Raw genomic sequence first — 15155 nt, 5'->3', positions numbered from 1 at the left:
ATCCCTCCCGCCGACACCCGGATCACCGCCGACCCCGCCCCCACACCACCCGGCCCGCCCCGCCCCGCACCGCACCGCCCCAGACGACGAGGACTCCCCCGCATGCCCGCTGCCTCCCCGCTCCTCCCGGCCGCCGATCCCCGCGCCGAGGCCACCGGCCCCACCCAGCGCGTGCACCTGCGCGCGGCGGGCGTCTCCGTGCTGCTCGACGTGACCGGTGGGCGGATCCCCGCGATCCTGCACTGGGGCAGCGACCTCGGCGCGCTCGACGAGCCGACAGCCCGGGCCCTCGCCGCCGTCGCCACCCCCGCCATCCCCCACAACGCCCCCGACGTGCCGCTGCGCGTCGGCGTCCTCCCCCAGAACGCCGACGGCTGGCTGGGCCGACCCGGCCTCTCCGGCGCCCGCGACGACGGCTCCGGCTTCGCCCCGCGCCTGACCACCACCGGGCTGGACCTGGCCGTCCCCGGCGAGGAGAACGTCGAGCCGGTCACCGCCGCCTTCACCGCGAGCGGCCCCGCCCGGCTGCGCTGCCACCTCGAGGACCCCGCGAACGGCCTGGCCGTCGCCCTGGACCTGGAGCTGCTGCCCAGCGGCCTGCTGCGCAGCCGCGCCACCGTCACCAACACCGGCGCGACGCCGTACACGGTGCAGGACCTGGTCACCGTGCTGCCGGTGCCGCTGGATGCCACCGAGGTGCTCGACTTCGCCGGCCGCTGGACCAAGGAGCGCACCCCGCAGCGGCACGCCATGGTCACCGGGACCCACCTGCGGGAGAACCGCCGCGGCCGCACCGGCCCCGACGCCGCCCACCTGCTGCACCTGGGCACCGCGGGCTTCGACTTCCACACCGGCGAGGTCTGGGCCGTGCACACCGCCTTCTCCGGCAACCACCTGCACCTCGCCGAACGCCTGTCCAGCGGCGTGCAGGTGATCGGCGGCGGGGAGCTGCTGCTGCCCGGCGAGGGCCGCCTGGCCCCGGGCGCCGCCTACGCCTCCCCCTGGGTGTACGGCGCGCACTCCGCGGCGGGCCTGGACCCGATCGCCCACCGCTTCCACGCCCACCTGCGCGACCGCGCCACCTGGAGTGGCCGCCGCGCCGTGGACGCCGAACGGCCCGTCACCCTGAACGTCTGGGAGGCCGTCTACTTCGACCACGACCTCGACCGCCTCACCGACCTCGCCGACCGCGCCGCCGACCTCGGCGTGGAGCGCTTCGTGCTGGACGACGGCTGGTTCGGCTCCCGCCGCGACGACACCTCGGGCCTGGGCGACTGGGTGGTCTCCGAGGAGATGTGGCCCCGCGGCCTCGGCCCGCTGATCGATCACGTCACCGCCCGCAGGATGCAGTTCGGCCTCTGGTTCGAACCGGAGATGATCAACCCCGACTCGGACCTCGCCCGCGCCCACCCCGACTGGGTCATGGCGCCCTCCCCCGAGCGGATGCCCCTCGAGTCCCGCCACCAGCAGGTGCTGAACCTCGCGATCCCCGGCGCCTTCGACCACGTGTTCACCCAGATGGACGCGCTGCTGCGCGAGTACGACATCGCCTACCTCAAGTGGGACCACAACCGGGACCTCATCGAGGCCGCCACCCAGGCCACCGGCGCCGCCGCCACCCACGCGCAGACCGAGGCCGTCTACCGTCTGCTGGACGCCCTGGAGGCCGCGCACCCCGGCCTGGAGATCGAGTCCTGCTCCTCCGGCGGCGCGCGCGTCGACCTCGGCGTGCTGGAGCGCACCGACCGCATCTGGGTCTCGGACTGCATCGACCCGCTGGAGCGGGCGCAGATGAACCGCTGGACCAGCCAGCTGGTGCCGCTGGAGATGATGGGCAGCCATATCGCCTCCGGCGGCTCCCACACCACCGGCCGCCTGCACAGCCTGGGCTTCCGCGCCGCGAGCGCCCTGCTGGGCCATCTCGGCATCGAATGGGACCTGGCCCGTGCCTCCGCGGCGGAGCTCGCCGAGCTGCGCGAGTGGATCACCCTCTACAAGCGGCTGCGCCCGTTGCTGCTGACCGGCGACCTGGTGCGCGCCGACCGCGGCCAGGACGCCCTGTGGATCACCGGCGTGCTCTCCCCCGCCCGCGACCACGCCCTCTACACCGTCACCGCGGTGGACACCACGGACCTCTCCCCCGTCGGCCGGCTGCGCCTGCCCGGCCTCGACCCGGCCCGCCGCTACCGGCTGCGGATCCTCGAGCCCGGTGAGCGCCCCCAGGGGCTGGCCTGGCCCGCCTGGGCCCGCGCCGACGCCGACCCCGCGACCGACGCCATGCACCCCGGCATCCCCTCCGCGCCGCTCGTGGAGCACGTCGACCTGCCCGGCTCCGTGCTCGTGCACGCCGGCGTCACCGCCCCCGTGATGTGGCCCGAGACGGCCGTGCTGCTCGAGGTCACCGCGCTGGGGGACGCCCCCACCCCCTGACTCCCGCCCCATCACGGAACCACACGAGAGGACGACGATGTCCACCACCGCCCCGCCCCGCCCCGCGGCGGCCGCGCCCCCACGACGACGCCGCCGCGACGACACCCGCCTGGCCCTGCTGTTCATCCTGCCCGCGAGCATCGGCCTGCTCGTCTTCCTGGTCTGGCCGCTGCTGACCGGGCTGTACTACTCCTTCACCGAGTACGCGATCCTCACCCCGCCGCAGTGGGTGGGGCTGGAGAACTACCGCACCCTGCTGGCGGACCCGGTCTTCTGGACCTCGCTGCGGGTGACCGTGGTGTACGTGCTGATCAACATCGGCGTGCAGACGGTGGCGGCGCTGCTGATCGCGGTGCTGATGCAGCGGCTCACCCAGTCCACCTGGCTGCGCTCGCTGGTGCTGGCCCCGTACCTGGTCTCGAACGTGGTGGCCGCGATCGTGTTCCTCTGGCTGCTGGACTCGCAGCTCGGCATCGTGAACCTGGCGCTGCAGGGGCTGGGCGTGGACCCGATCTCCTTCTGGGCCAACGAGTCCTGGGTGATCCCGACGATCGCGCTGGTGAACGTGTGGCGGCACATGGGCTACACGGCGCTGCTGCTGTTCGCGGGGCTGCAGTCGATCCCCGAGCAGCTCTACGAGGCGGCCCGCACCGAGGGTGCCGGGGAGCTGGCGATGTTCCGCCGCATCACCCTGCCGCTGCTGCGGCCGATCCTGGCACTGGTGCTGATCATGACGATCATCGGCAGCTTCCAGGTATTCGACACGGTCTCGGTGACCACCCAGGGTGGCCCCGCCGACGCCTCCAAGGTCCTCCAGATGTACATCTACGAGAACGCCTTCGCGCAGTACGAGTTCGGCTACGCCTCGGCCCTGTCGGTGGCGCTGCTGCTGATCCTCATGGTCATCACCTTCGCCCAGTACTGGCTCAGCCGGGCCGGGCAGTCGGACCTGGACTGAGGGAGGAGACCCGTGATGACGACGACCACCGCCGCGGCCGACCCGGCCGCCACCGCCCCCGCTCCCCCGGAGCCCCGTCGCCGGCGCCGCCTGACGCCCGGCCGCGTGATCGCCTGGATCGTGATGATCGTGATCCTGGTGGTGACGCTGTTCCCCTTCTACTGGATGCTGCGCACCGCGCTGAGCTCGAACACGGCGCTCGCGACCGACCCCACCAGCCTGCTGCCCGTCGGCTTCTCCGCCGGCGGCTTCGAGCGGGTCTTCGGCCTGCAGTCGGTCGAGGAGGCCGTCGCCCAGGGCGGCTCCGGCGCCTCCATCAACTTCTGGCGCTACCTGCTGAACTCGGTGATCGTGGCGACCACGATCACCGTGGTGCAGACCTTCTCCTGCGCGATGGCGGCCTACGCCTTCTCCCGGCTGCGCTGGAAGGGCCGCGACACCGTGTTCCTGATCTTCCTGGGCGCGATGATGATCCCCCAGATCTTCACGCTGCTGCCCAACTTCATCCTGATCAAGAACCTGCACCTGGTGGACACCCTGGTCGGCATCATGTTGCCGACGCTGTTCATCTCGCCCTTCGCGATCTTCTTCCTGCGGCAGTTCTTCAACAACATCTCCCGCGAGGTGGAGGAGGCCGCGCTCATCGACGGCGCCAGCAAGGTGCGGGTGTTCTTCACCCTGATCCTGCCGATGGCGGGCGCCCCGATGGCGACCCTGGCGCTGCTGACCTACATGACCGCCTGGAACGAGTACTTCTGGGCGCTGATGGTCTCCTACACGGACTCCTCCCGGGTGCTCACCGTGGCGCTCGCGGTGTTCCGGGCGCAGTCGCCGCAGTCCGGCACCGACTGGGCGGGGCTGATGGCCGCCACCCTGGTCGCGGCCGCCCCCATGCTGATCCTCTTCGCGGTCTTCGCGAAGCGGATCGTGAACTCCATCGGCTTCAGCGGGATCAAGTGAGGCACCGACGATGACACGACGACACACCCCCGACACCCCGACCCGATCCACCCTGGGATCACCGCGGCCACCGCGACGTCGGGTCCTGACCGGCACCGCCGCGGCCCTCGCGGCCGCCGCCGGGGCCGGCACCCTCACCTCCTGCGGCAGCGCCGCCGCCGAGGGCACCGTGGAGCTGGACTATTGGCTGTGGGACGCCAACCAGCTGCCGGGCTACGCCGAAGCCATCGACCTGTTCATGGCACAGAACCCCGACATCAGGGTGCGGATCACCCAGATGGGCTGGGACGACTACTGGACAAAGCTCACCGCGAGCTTCGTCGCCGAGGCCGGCCCGGACCTGTTCACCGATCACCTGGGCCGCTACCCCGAGTTCCTGCGGCTCGGCGTGATCGCGCCGCTCGGGGAGTACCCGGAGGTCGCGGCCCTGGAGGAGGGCACCTTCCAGGAGGGCCTGCGGGAGCTGTGGACCGGGCAGGACGGCCTGCTCTACGGCGTCCCCAAGGACTTCGACACCATCGCCCTGATGTACGACCGCACGGTGATCGAGGAGGCCGGGCTGACCCCGGAGGACCTGGCCGACCTGGACTGGAACCCCGAGGACGGCGGCAGCTTCGAGCGGGTGCTGGCGCGCCTGAGCGTCGACGAGAACGGGGTGCGCGGCGACGAGGAGGGCTTCGACCCGGAGCACGTGGCCGTGTACGGGATGGCGGCCGACGCCGGCATCGACTACACCGGCCAGACCTCCTGGTCCCCCTTCGCCCTGTCCACCGGCTGGTTCTTCACCGAGGAGGACACCTGGGGCACCCGCTTCCGCTACGACGACGAGCGCTTCCAGCAGACCCTGGACTGGTACTTCGGGCTGGTCGACAAGGGCTTCTTCCCGCCCTTCGGCCTGTTCGGCGACTCCAGCCCCGCCCAGACCCAGCTGCAGGGCGGGAGCTCGGCGATCGCGGTGGCGGGCTCCTGGATGATCGGCACCTACGCGAGCCTGGAGGGCGTGGATCTCGGGATCGCCCCGCTGCCCCGCGGACCCATCGGCACCCCGATGTCGATGTTCAACGGCCTGGGCGACTCCCTCTCCGCGCAGAGCGAGCACCCGGAGGAGGCGGCCCGGCTGGCGGCCTTCCTCGCCTCCCCGGATGCGCAGGAGATCATCGGCGGTCGGGCCGTGGTGTTCCCCTCCACGCCGGTGGGCACCGAGGCCGCGGTCGCCGCCTACGAGGAGCAGGGCCTGGAGGTCTCCCCCTTCACCGACCGGGTGGACCAGGGCGAGACGGGCCTGTACCCGCTGGTGGAGAACGCGGCGCAGATCGCCTCGGTCCTGCAGCCGGTGATCGACCGGCTGTGGATGCGCCAGACCGACGCCTCCGCCTTCACGGAGTACAACGAGCAGGTCAACGCCCTGTTCGAGTGAGGTGACCGCGACGATCGGAGACCGTCCCGCGACGAGCTCGCGGGGCGGCCTCAGCCGTCCGCAGCGTCGATGAAACGGCGGACGGCCAGGACGCCCGCACCGCGGGCCCAGTCGTCGAAGTCGTCGGGCAGCAGGCGCAGGTCCACGTCGCGCATCACCCGGGAGAGGCGCGAGCGCAGGGTGTCCTCGAAGCCGGGGTCCAGGCGCAGCAGCCCGACGCCCTCCCCGCCCAGCACGAGGGCCTCGGGGTCCAGCACACCGACCAGCCCGGCCCCGGCGACGGCGACGCCGTGGGCGACGTCGGCGGCGACGGCGAGCGCCCGCTCATCGCCCGCCGCCCCCGCGGCGAGCAGCGGGGCGAGGCCGCCGGCGGGGTCGAGGTCCAGGCCGCGGGCGCGGGCGGCCTCGAGCACGTGGGCGGTGCTGGCGAGGTCGCGCAGCGGGAGGCCGCGGCCGTCCCGGGTGATGGTGGGCAGGCTGCCGGTGACGCCGGCCAGGTGGCGGCGGCCCCGGTGCACCTGACCGTCCTGCACGCTGCCGACGCCCACCCCGGCGCCGATGGTGACGACGGCGAAGGAGCGCAGGCCGCGGGAGGGGCCGGACCAGGCCAGCCCCTCCAGCAGGGCGTGGAAGTCGTTGCCGAGGGTGACGGGCACCCCGAGGGCCGCCTCCAGGCGAGGCCCGAGCGCGACCGGCTGGGACCAGCCCAGCATCGAGGAGGAGACGACGGTGCCTGCGCCGTCGACCTGCGCGCCGATGCCGACGCCGACGCCCGCCACCCGCGGATGGGCGGCCAGCAGCTCCCGGCACAGCTCCGCGGTGGTGGCCTCCACCAGCTCGGGGGCGGGGCGGGACAGCGGGACGCTGCGCTCCTCCAGGGGCTCCCCGCGCACGGTCACGACGGCGGCGTGCACGGAGTCGGCGGTGATCTTCACGCCGAGGAAGCGGGCGTGGTCCTCGGCGACCTCGAGCGGCTGCTGGGGGCGGCCCTTGGCCTGCGGCACGGGCGGCAGCTCACGCAGCAGGCCGCCGTCGAGCATCTCCCGGGTGAGGCGCGTGATCGTGGGGCCGGAGAGCCCCAGTCCGGCGGCGAGGTCGGTGCGGGCACGCGGCCCGTGGTGCAGCAGGTCGCGGTACACCTCGGCGGCGCTCGGCGAGGAGGGCGCGGCGACGGGACTGCTCGTCGGCATCGGGTCCTCCCTCCGGTCCGGGCCCCGCGGTCGGGAGCCGTGAGGCCATGATGCCGCAGGTCGCGACCGGAGGCGCGACGGTTCACGGGGGCGGGGCGGTGGTCCTCCCCACCCGGGCCCCGTCCACGCCGCGCGCCCGCCGTCCCCGCGTCCAGGCGTCTCTGACATCCTGGCGGGCGAGCACGGAGTGACCCATCGAGAGGACCATCGGGACATGTCGCAGAGCACCGTCGGGGCCAGCGCCGAGGACGATCCGACCATCTACACCGCCTACGAGCTGGACTTCATGCTCGGCCTGCGGCCCAGCGAGGCGGGCACCATCACCCGCGAGCAGGTGGGCCTGCGCAGCGCCCCCGAGGAGGCGCGGGAGTTCGTCACCGCCGCGGTCACCTCGGGTCTGCGGGCCCGCGGCAAGGTGGAGCGTTCGGCCGACGGGCAGTGGCTGCTCGGTGAGGAGTGCCAGGTCATCGCGACGGCGCTGACCGGTGCGGACCGCTGGCTGGGCCTCGCGCTCACCGAGGGCGAGGCGATGCGCATGGCCTTCGTGGTCAAGGCCGGCCAGGCCGTCCTCATGCTCACCCAGGACGAGCTGGACTCCTTCGTGGTCTCCGCCCTGCCGGATCCCGCGCAGGTGCCCGCCTCGATCGCCGACGTGGTCACCGCCTTCCTGGAAGAGGGCCACGAGCGCACGGTCTCGCTGCGACGCACCGACGTCACCTCCCCCGAGGAGCAGACCCCGCTGATGTTCCACGTCGAGGCCGACGGCTCCTGGCAGGCGGGGCACCTGCCGCTGGACGCCGAGGGCGTGCTCGCGGTCTCCCCCATCACCCCCGACCGGGTGGGCCCCGCCGTCGCCGCGCTCTGGGAGGCGGGCACCAGCTCCGTCACCGCCTGAGCCGCCGGACCCGGACCGGTCAGAGCAGGGTCCGACCCCGGTCGGCGCGGGCTTCCGCGCGGGCCTCGCGGAGGCGGCCGCGCAGCCCCCGGTAGGTGCGGTGCACCCGGACCACGAGGAACGCCCCGATGCCGAGCAGCACCAACGCGAGCAGCGCGGCCAGCGCCGGCAGCAGCACGGTGAGCAGGCCCATGCCCAGCACCGCCACGTCCTCTCCCGCGGAGACGACGGCGTTGGAGACGGGCTCCGGGGAGACGTTCACGGCGGCCCGGGTGGTGGCCTTGACGGCGTGGGCCCCCAGCGCGGTCCCGGCGCCGATCACGGCCATCACGATCGCGGTGCCGGTGTCGGTCTCCCCGCCCAGCAGATAGCCGATGGCGCCGCCCGCGACGGGGCGGATCACCGTGTGCAGCTGGTCCCAGAAGGAGTCGAGGAAGGCGATCTTGTCGGCCGCGAAGTCCACCAGCAGGAGGATCGCGGCGATCACCAGCACGTCGGTGCGCTGCAGCACGGCGGGCACCTGCTCGATGCCCAGCACCCGCCCGGTCAGCCCCAGCAGGAAGATCATGAAGTAGGGGCGCACGCCGCTCACCCAGCCGGAGCCGAGCGTCATCATCAGGGCTTCCACGTCGATCCTCCTCGATCCCGGTGGCGGCCCCGCGGGAGCGTCAGGGCCGGGGTCCGGCGCGGCGCCGCACCCGTCGCCGCAGGGAGCGCAGCTCCTCCGAGGAGGGCCGGCCGGACGCCCAGAAGGGGCGGTCGAACACCGGCAGGATCACGCGGGATCCGTCGCGCAGCCGCAGCGCCGCGGTGAGGCCGTGCACCGGGTGCCACACCCGGGACTCCACCGCGGCCACATCATGCCAGGCCACGCGTCGACGTCGCAGCGCCCCCTGCACGAGGAGGTGCTGTTGTCCGAGCTCGAGGCGCGAGCGGACGGCGGCCAGCGCGAGCAGCAGCAGGCGCAGGCCCACCACCCCGAGCAGCGCGGCGATGCCCCCGATGCCGGCCAGCACCATCAGCAGGTCCAGGCCGGGCGAGTGGCCGTCCTCCAGCCGCCACAGGAGAACCGCCGCGAACAGCAGCAGGAGACCGGCGGGCCCGAGGGCGAGCGCGGCCCCTGCGGACCGCAGCGCCGTCTCCGTCCCCCGCCGGGCGGGCAGTACGGTGCGGCTCGCCTCGGGGCGGGGCCGCATCGTGGAGGCCCCCTCGGGGTCGTCCAGCGCCCGGATCATCCGCTGCACCGTCGCCTCGCTGCGGCGGAAGTCCGGCAGGGCGCGCCGCGGGGATCCGTTCTCGTCGCCGGACTGCCGGGGGATGGTCATGGCGGCAGGCTAGGGAGGCGCCGGCCCCGGGGGCGATGGGGTGAACTCACCACCCCGCGGGTCGTATCGTGCAGGTCATGTCCGCCACCGGCTCCTCCGAGACCCCCCGCTTCCGTCGCCCCGCCTCCCTGTTCCCGGCCACCGCCGAGGCGATCCCCGGCGCCCCGGACCCCTCCACCGCGACCGATCTCGCGCACGACTCGGCCTCGGCGCTGCTGGACGGGGTGTTCCACAGCGCGGACCCGGAGGTGGTGCAGCGGGTGGTTACGCTGGCGACGACCGAGGGGCTCGGAGACCTCGCGGCCCTGTGGTCGACCTCCCCGGCGACCTCCCTGCCCGGCGCCCTGTGGCGGCTGTACGTGCTGCACACCTGGGTGCAGCGCTCCGGCGACGAGGTGGTGCGGCGCTACCGCGACGGCGCCCGCACCGTGCCGGGGCTGCGGTACCTGGCGGGCTTCGCGGAGCCGCCGGACGTGGACCAGGTGCGCCGCACGATGGACGACATCCTGCGCGGCGCCTTCACCGGCGACCTCGGTCTGGCGCTGATCCGGGCCGGCTCGGTGGCGACGATCATCGCCCACGGCACCGCCCACCTGGCCGACGACGACCCCGATCCGACGCTCACCGCCCAGGCGAGCCGGCTGCTGCGCACCGGCGAGGAGCTGGTCGCGGCCGGGCGCCACGCGGAGGCCGGCCACCTGGAATGATGCGCCTGATCACATCCGTGATCCGGTCCGCGAGGATGCATCGTCCCGCCCCGGTGGCCTAGAATGGTTCCCGCGTCGGGCCGCGGTTGCCCCGGGCTCCAACATTTGCCGCTTCGAGCGGCCTTCGCGCCGACAGGCGCATCCCGGTCCGGCGCATCAATCTTCCAGGGCGCCCCTCCGTCGGGCGCCGCGGGCGAACGCAGCGCCCCCGGGCGCGAGGAGGCGTCGGGACGTGGTGCAGCTCTTCCCCCGGCGCGTCGAGCGCCCCATGAACACCCTGTTCACCGAACTCGCGGAGCTGCAGGTGCAGGCCGCCGACGTCCACTCGAAGATGCTCGGCCACGGCTACCGGGAGCGGGCCCGGCTCGCACCGCGACTGCACGACCTCGCCACCCGCGCCGAGGAGCAGTGCCGCCGCATCGCCAACCGGCTCTCGGACTCCCTGATCACGCCCTACGAGGCCGAGCTGATGTACGACCTCGCGCTCACCCTGGCTGATGCGGTGGACGCGATGGAGAACACCGCCGAGCTGCTGGTGCTGTTCCGCGTCGGCCGCCTGCCCACCTCCCTGCTGGAGGTCGCCAAGGGCCTGGAGCGGGCCGCCGAGGTGATGGTGACGGCCACCTGGAAGCTGGACCGGGTACGGGAGCTCGACGAGATGTACGCGCAGACCCGGAAGATCAAGCGCCAGGGCGACCGGCTGATCCGGCAGGCCCAGGCGGAGATGGTCAAGCAGGGCGGCGCGGCCACCGACCTGGTGCCGCTGCGGGAGGTCACCACCTCCATCGCCCGCACCGTGGACCTGCAGGAGCGGGCGGCGCGCCGCGTGGATCTGCTGCGCGTCAAGGACGCCTGAGTGTCCCCGCTGCTGCTGGCGCTGGTGGCGCTGCTCGCGCTGGTCCTGGCCTACGTCAACGGCTTCCACGACGCTTCCAACGCGGTCTCCACCACCATCTCCACCCGGGCGCTCAGCGAGCGGGCGGCCCTCGGCCTGGCGGCGCTGCTGAACCTGCTGGGGGCCCTGCTGGGGCTGCTGGCGGTGACGGTCACGGCCGACTGGGCGCTGCGGCTGCTGGGACTCACCCACGTCGCGGAGGCCACCGCGGGCGATGCGGACCTGCTGGGCTGGGCGCTGGTGGTGATGACCCTGGCGACCCTGGCCTGGGAGATCCTCACCTGGTGGCTGGGGATGCCGTCCTCGACCTGGCACGCCTTCTTCGGCGCCGCGATGGGCACCTCCCTGGCCGTCGGCGCCCATGAGGCGTGGCCGGTGGTGATCGGGATGCTGCTGGGGGCGACGCTGCTGGGGCCGCTGCTGGGCTCGGTGCTGAGCTTCGCGGTGATGCGCGTGGTGCTGGCCCTGGGCCGCTCGGAGCGGGTGCGCATCGGTCCGATCCGCTTCGCGCAGACCGTCTCCGCGGGCGCGGTCGCCACGGCGCACGGCATGTCCGATGCGCGGCTGCCGCTGGCCCTGGTCGTGATCGCCTGCGCCACCGCGGGGATCCCCGCCGCCTCGGCCACCGTGATGCTGCTGCCGGTGGCCCTGGCCGTCGCGGCCGGCACCCTGGTCGGCGGGCACCGCATCATCCGCACCCTGGGTCGTCGGCTGACCTCGCTGTCCTCCGCGCAGGGCATGGTCGCCGAGTCGACGGCCGCGGCGATGCTGGGCCTCGCGGTGGTGGGCTTCGACATGCCGATCTCCACCTCCCACACCCTCGGCGCCTCCGTGGTCGGGGCGGGGGCCGCGATCGGCCGCCGCCACGTGCGCTGGACGGTGGCCGGACAGATGATCCTGACCTGGCTGCTGACGCCGCTGGCGACGGCCGTGATGGCCCTGGTGGCGGTGATCATCCTGCGGGATCTGGTCTGAGCGGATCCCCGACGGAAGGAGGGGGTTCCCGGCCCGGGCGCACGGATATCCTGGCCCTGTCCCTCCCGGAAGGAGCCCCGATGACCGACGCCGACCCGAGCGACGGCGCCTCCCGTCGACGCCCCAGCTACGGCCTCCCGGACCCGCAGGCCGGTGACCCCGCCGCCGGGCAGGGCCAGCAGTCCTGGTCCCCCGCCCCGCAGCAGGGCGCCTACGGCCAGCCCGCCCCGCAGGGCTACGGCTCGCCCGCACCCCAGGGCGCCTACGGCTCCCCCGCCCCGCAGTCCCACCAGGGCTACGACGCCCCGCAGGACGTGCCCGCCCAGCCCGGCCACGGCGGCTACGCCTCCCCGCAGCCCGGCTACGGCGCCCCGACCGGCGGATACGGCGGCGGCCCGGCCGCCCCGGGCAAGCGTCGCGGCGTGTGGCCGCTGGTGATCGGCATCGTGCTGCTGGTCGTCTCCGTCGTCGTCTTCATCGGCGGCATCGTGTGGTCGATGAGCTCCCTGGTGGGCGACACCATGGAGGGCCCGATCGCGATGGAGGGCGGCACCGCGGAGATCCAGCTCGAGGCCAACGAGATGGTCATCGTCTACGTGCCCAGCGAGGACACCTCGGCCACCTGCACCGCCGAGGGCGACGGCGTCAGCACCGTGCCCACCTCCGGCAGCGTGCAGTTCCCCGACGGCACCAGCTACGAGCAGTCCCTCGGCGTCGTCTCCACCACCGGCGGCACCATCACCATCTCCTGCACGGACACCGAGGCGCCCGGCTACCTGGGCCCGTACAGCCTGTTCGGCATCGCGGCGCCGCTGATCATCGGCCCCGTGATCGGCATCGTGCTGGGCCTGATCGGCCTGATCCTGGTCATCGTCGGGATCGTGAAGCTGGTGCGCTCGCGCCGCTGACGCGCCACCGCTCCCCTCCCCCGCCGCCCCGGACGCCGCCCGCGTCCGGGGCGGCGGTCGTCCGGCCTCCGCTGCCGCGGTTCGGGCCGGCGGCGGCCGGCCGTCTCAGGGATGGACCTCCGTCGGCGCGCCGCCGGGGTTGTGCGCCTACAGTGGCGGGAAGATCCCGATTCCGAGGACGGAGTGGTGAGCATGCACCCGCGCGCAGGACAACTGGCTCTTCCGGAGGACCTCGTCGACGTCGACGCCCTCCTGGACGCCTACTACGACCTCCACCCGGATCCCCATGATCCGGACCAGCAGGTCGTCTTCGGCACCTCGGGGCATCGCGGCTCCTCGCTGGATGCCAAGTTCAACGAGGACCACATCGCCGCGACCACCCAGGCCATCGTCGAGTACCGCGACGGGCAGGGCATCCACGGCCCGCTGTTCATCGGCCGCGACACCCACGCCCTCTCCCGCCCCGCCTTCGACACCGCGCTCGAGGTGCTGGCCGGCAACGACGTGGCGGTGCTGATCGACTCGGCGGACCGCTACACCCCCACGCCGGCCGTCTCCCACGCGATCCTGGTGCACAACCGGGGCCGCTCCGAGCAGGATCCGGGCCGGGCCGACGGCATCGTCGTCACCCCCAGCCACAACCCGCCCCGCGACGGCGGCTTCAAGTACAACCCGCCCCACGGCGGCCCCGCCGGCTCGGACGCCACCGGCTGGATCGCGGAGCGCGCCAACCAGCTGCTGGCCGCTGGCCTGCAGGGGGTGCGCCGCACCGGTCGCCAGAAGGCGCTGCAGGACGCGGGCCGCTACGACTACCTGCACACCTACGTGCGCGACCTGCCGGACGTGGTGGACATCGAGGCCATCCGCAAGGCCGGCGTGAAGATCGGCGCGGATCCGCTGGGCGGTGCCGCGGTGGACTACTGGGCGATGATCGGGGAGCTGCACGACCTCGACCTCACGGTGGTCAACCCTGAGGTCGACCCTCAGTTCTCCTTCATGACCCTGGACCGCGACGGCAAGATCCGGATGGACTGCTCGAGCCCCTGGGCGATGGCCTCGCTGCTGGAGCGCCGCTCCGAGTACGACATCGCCACCGGCAACGACACCGATTCGGACCGCCATGGCATCGTCACCCCGGACGCCGGGCTGATGAATCCCAACCACTACCTCGCGGCCGCGATCACCTACCTGTTCGCGCACCGTCCGGGCTGGCCGGCCTCCACCAAGGTCGGCAAGACGGTGGTGTCCTCCTCACTGATCGATCACGTGGTGAAGGACCTGGGCCGGGAGCTGTTCGAGGTGCCGGTGGGCTTCAAGTGGTTCGTGCCGGGCCTGATCGACTCCTCCGTCGGCTTCGGCGGCGAGGAGAGCGCCGGCGCCTCGTTCCTGCGCCAGGGCGGTGGCGTCTGGACCACCGACAAGGACGGCATCATCCTGGCGCTGCTGGCCTCCGAGATGCTGGCCGTGACGGGGCGTTCGCCGAGCAAGCTCCACGGGGAGCTGGTGGAGCGCTTCGGCGAGAGCGCCTACGCGCGCATCGACGCCCCGGCGGACCGCCATCAGAAGGCGAAGCTGGCGGCGCTGAGCGCCGACCAGGTGACGGCCACCGAGCTGGCCGGCGAGCCGATCACCGCGGCGATCACCGAGGCACCCGCAGGTGGTGCGATCGGCGGCCTGAAGGTCTCCACCGAGTCCTCCTGGTTCGCGGCGCGCCCCTCCGGCACGGAGGACGTCTACAAGATCTATGCCGAGTCCTTCCGCGGCGAGGACCACCTCGCCGAGGTGCAGCAGGCGGCCAAGGAACTGGTCGACGGAGTGCTCGCAGACTGAGACGTTTCGTTCCGCATCCTGGATAACAGGAGAGGCCGGGCCGGACGAAGCGGACGCCCCCGGCGCCCCGATCCCGCAGCGGCGGGCGACCCCATGGTCGCCCGCCGCTTCGCTGTCCGCGGACAGTATCGCAGACGGAGTCCCCTGACCAGCGGGAACACGTCGGATAGCGCTCGTCTCCGCACGCCGTCACGGACGTGGCGGTTTCCACACCCCCTTGCGGGCACCCCCGACCCCCCGCACCATGAATGGGAAGGTAAAGAGTCCGTCGGGTAAGCTTCTCGGCCGGATCACCGAGAGTGCTGCCGCCAAGCCCCGCGCCCGCGCGCGGGAATCACACGGAGAGGGGGTGGCCGCCTATGCGCCTGCGTGCCCGCGTGTGTGCCTGCACCGCCGCCCTCGCCATCTCCCTCCCCACCGTCGGCCTCCCAGCCCTCGCCGGGACCGAGGAGCCAGAGCAGACCCAGGGCACTACGCAGGACATCCAAGAGTCACGCGGTGTAGATGCCCAGGTCGAGATCACGCTCGGCGGAGCGGACGCAGATTCAGAGCACGATTCAGTAGGCTCGGAGCCCTCGGCGGAGCCCTCGACCTCGGCGGAGCCCTCGACCTCGGCGGAGCCCTCGACCTCGGCGGAGCCCTCGACCGCGGCGGAGCCCTCGACC

At 73.2% G+C, this 15155-nt stretch carries 13 protein-coding genes; 10 read left to right on the top strand and 3 right to left on the bottom strand.

The features are described 5' to 3' along the window. Positions 1-102: 102 nt before the first annotated feature. The 4 genes from OM98_RS06255 to OM98_RS06240 are packed head-to-tail and all read left to right on the top strand — an operon-like array spanning position 103 to position 5765. The gene (locus tag OM98_RS06255) at positions 103-2430 is read left to right on the top strand and encodes an alpha-galactosidase (protein WP_010533745.1); all 2328 of its coding nucleotides are present in this window, start codon (positions 103-105) and stop codon (positions 2428-2430) included. 37 nt (positions 2431-2467) lie between these two features. Beyond that, positions 2468-3388 (top strand): carbohydrate ABC transporter permease, encoded by a 921-nt coding sequence (locus OM98_RS06250; RefSeq protein WP_010533744.1) that lies wholly within the window; start codon positions 2468-2470, stop codon positions 3386-3388. Between the two features lie 15 nt (positions 3389-3403). Further along, a complete protein-coding gene (locus OM98_RS06245; RefSeq protein WP_010533743.1) occupies positions 3404-4348 on the top strand; it encodes a carbohydrate ABC transporter permease in 945 nt (314 codons plus the stop codon). A 10-nt stretch (positions 4349-4358) separates the two neighbouring features. After that, on the top strand, positions 4359-5765 hold the full coding sequence (locus OM98_RS06240) for an ABC transporter substrate-binding protein (RefSeq protein ID WP_010533742.1): 1407 nt from the start codon (positions 4359-4361) through the stop codon (positions 5763-5765). Positions 5766-5815: 50 nt separating this feature from the next. On the opposite strand, the gene OM98_RS06235 is transcribed toward OM98_RS06240, so the two are convergent. Next, complete coding sequence (locus OM98_RS06235; protein ID WP_010533741.1) at positions 5816-6955, bottom strand: ROK family protein; 1140 nt, start codon at positions 6953-6955, stop codon at positions 5816-5818. A gap of 214 nt (positions 6956-7169) precedes the next feature. Between OM98_RS06235 and OM98_RS06230 the strand changes: the two genes are divergently transcribed. After that, entirely contained in the window at positions 7170-7850 is a 681-nt protein-coding gene (locus OM98_RS06230; RefSeq protein WP_010533740.1) for a hypothetical protein, read from the top strand. 19 nt (positions 7851-7869) lie between these two features. Here OM98_RS06230 and OM98_RS06225 read toward each other — a convergent pair whose 3' ends face one another. Continuing rightward, positions 7870-8478: a DUF4126 domain-containing protein gene (locus OM98_RS06225; protein ID WP_010533739.1), complete on the bottom strand. Its 609-nt coding sequence runs from the start codon at positions 8476-8478 to the stop codon at positions 7870-7872. Positions 8479-8518: 40 nt separating this feature from the next. Beyond that, on the bottom strand, positions 8519-9175 hold the full coding sequence (locus OM98_RS06220; RefSeq protein ID WP_010533738.1) for a PH domain-containing protein: 657 nt from the start codon (positions 9173-9175) through the stop codon (positions 8519-8521). Positions 9176-9252: 77 nt separating this feature from the next. Between OM98_RS06220 and OM98_RS06215 the strand changes: the two genes are divergently transcribed. From OM98_RS06215 to pgm, 5 genes are all read left to right on the top strand, one after another. Then, the gene (locus tag OM98_RS06215; protein WP_033195058.1) at positions 9253-9882 is read left to right on the top strand and encodes a hypothetical protein; all 630 of its coding nucleotides are present in this window, start codon (positions 9253-9255) and stop codon (positions 9880-9882) included. A gap of 232 nt (positions 9883-10114) precedes the next feature. Then, positions 10115-10738 (top strand): DUF47 domain-containing protein, encoded by a 624-nt coding sequence (locus tag OM98_RS06210; protein ID WP_010533736.1) that lies wholly within the window; start codon positions 10115-10117, stop codon positions 10736-10738. Next, complete coding sequence (locus tag OM98_RS06205) at positions 10739-11752, top strand: inorganic phosphate transporter (RefSeq protein WP_010533735.1); 1014 nt, start codon at positions 10739-10741, stop codon at positions 11750-11752. 80 nt (positions 11753-11832) lie between these two features. Continuing rightward, complete coding sequence (locus OM98_RS06200) at positions 11833-12660, top strand: hypothetical protein (RefSeq protein WP_010533734.1); 828 nt, start codon at positions 11833-11835, stop codon at positions 12658-12660. Positions 12661-12852: 192 nt separating this feature from the next. Continuing rightward, a complete protein-coding gene (gene pgm / locus OM98_RS06195) occupies positions 12853-14490 on the top strand; it encodes a phosphoglucomutase (alpha-D-glucose-1,6-bisphosphate-dependent) (RefSeq protein WP_010533733.1) in 1638 nt (545 codons plus the stop codon). Positions 14491-15155 lie beyond the last annotated feature (665 nt).

Origin of the sequence: Brachybacterium squillarum M-6-3 (genome assembly GCF_000225825.1) — a bacterium.
Lineage (GTDB): Bacteria > Actinomycetota > Actinomycetes > Actinomycetales > Dermabacteraceae > Brachybacterium > Brachybacterium squillarum.
Note: the sequence above shows the minus strand (reverse complement) of the source record. Positions and strands in the feature narration are given on the sequence as shown.

Coding starts and splice junctions, on each gene's coding strand:
- OM98_RS06255 (WP_010533745.1), top strand. CDS start 103: ATGCCCGCTGCCTCCCCGCTCCTCCCGGCCGCCGATCCCCGCGCCGAG.
- OM98_RS06200 (WP_010533734.1), top strand. CDS start 11,833: ATGACCGACGCCGACCCGAGCGACGGCGCCTCCCGTCGACGCCCCAGC.
- OM98_RS06235 (WP_010533741.1), bottom strand. CDS start 6,955: ATGCCGACGAGCAGTCCCGTCGCCGCGCCCTCCTCGCCGAGCGCCGCC.
- OM98_RS06245 (WP_010533743.1), top strand. CDS start 3,404: ATGACGACGACCACCGCCGCGGCCGACCCGGCCGCCACCGCCCCCGCT.
- OM98_RS06240 (WP_010533742.1), top strand. CDS start 4,359: ATGACACGACGACACACCCCCGACACCCCGACCCGATCCACCCTGGGA.
- OM98_RS06215 (WP_033195058.1), top strand. CDS start 9,253: ATGTCCGCCACCGGCTCCTCCGAGACCCCCCGCTTCCGTCGCCCCGCC.
- OM98_RS06230 (WP_010533740.1), top strand. CDS start 7,170: ATGTCGCAGAGCACCGTCGGGGCCAGCGCCGAGGACGATCCGACCATC.
- OM98_RS06220 (WP_010533738.1), bottom strand. CDS start 9,175: ATGACCATCCCCCGGCAGTCCGGCGACGAGAACGGATCCCCGCGGCGC.
- pgm (WP_010533733.1), top strand. CDS start 12,853: ATGCACCCGCGCGCAGGACAACTGGCTCTTCCGGAGGACCTCGTCGAC.
- OM98_RS06250 (WP_010533744.1), top strand. CDS start 2,468: ATGTCCACCACCGCCCCGCCCCGCCCCGCGGCGGCCGCGCCCCCACGA.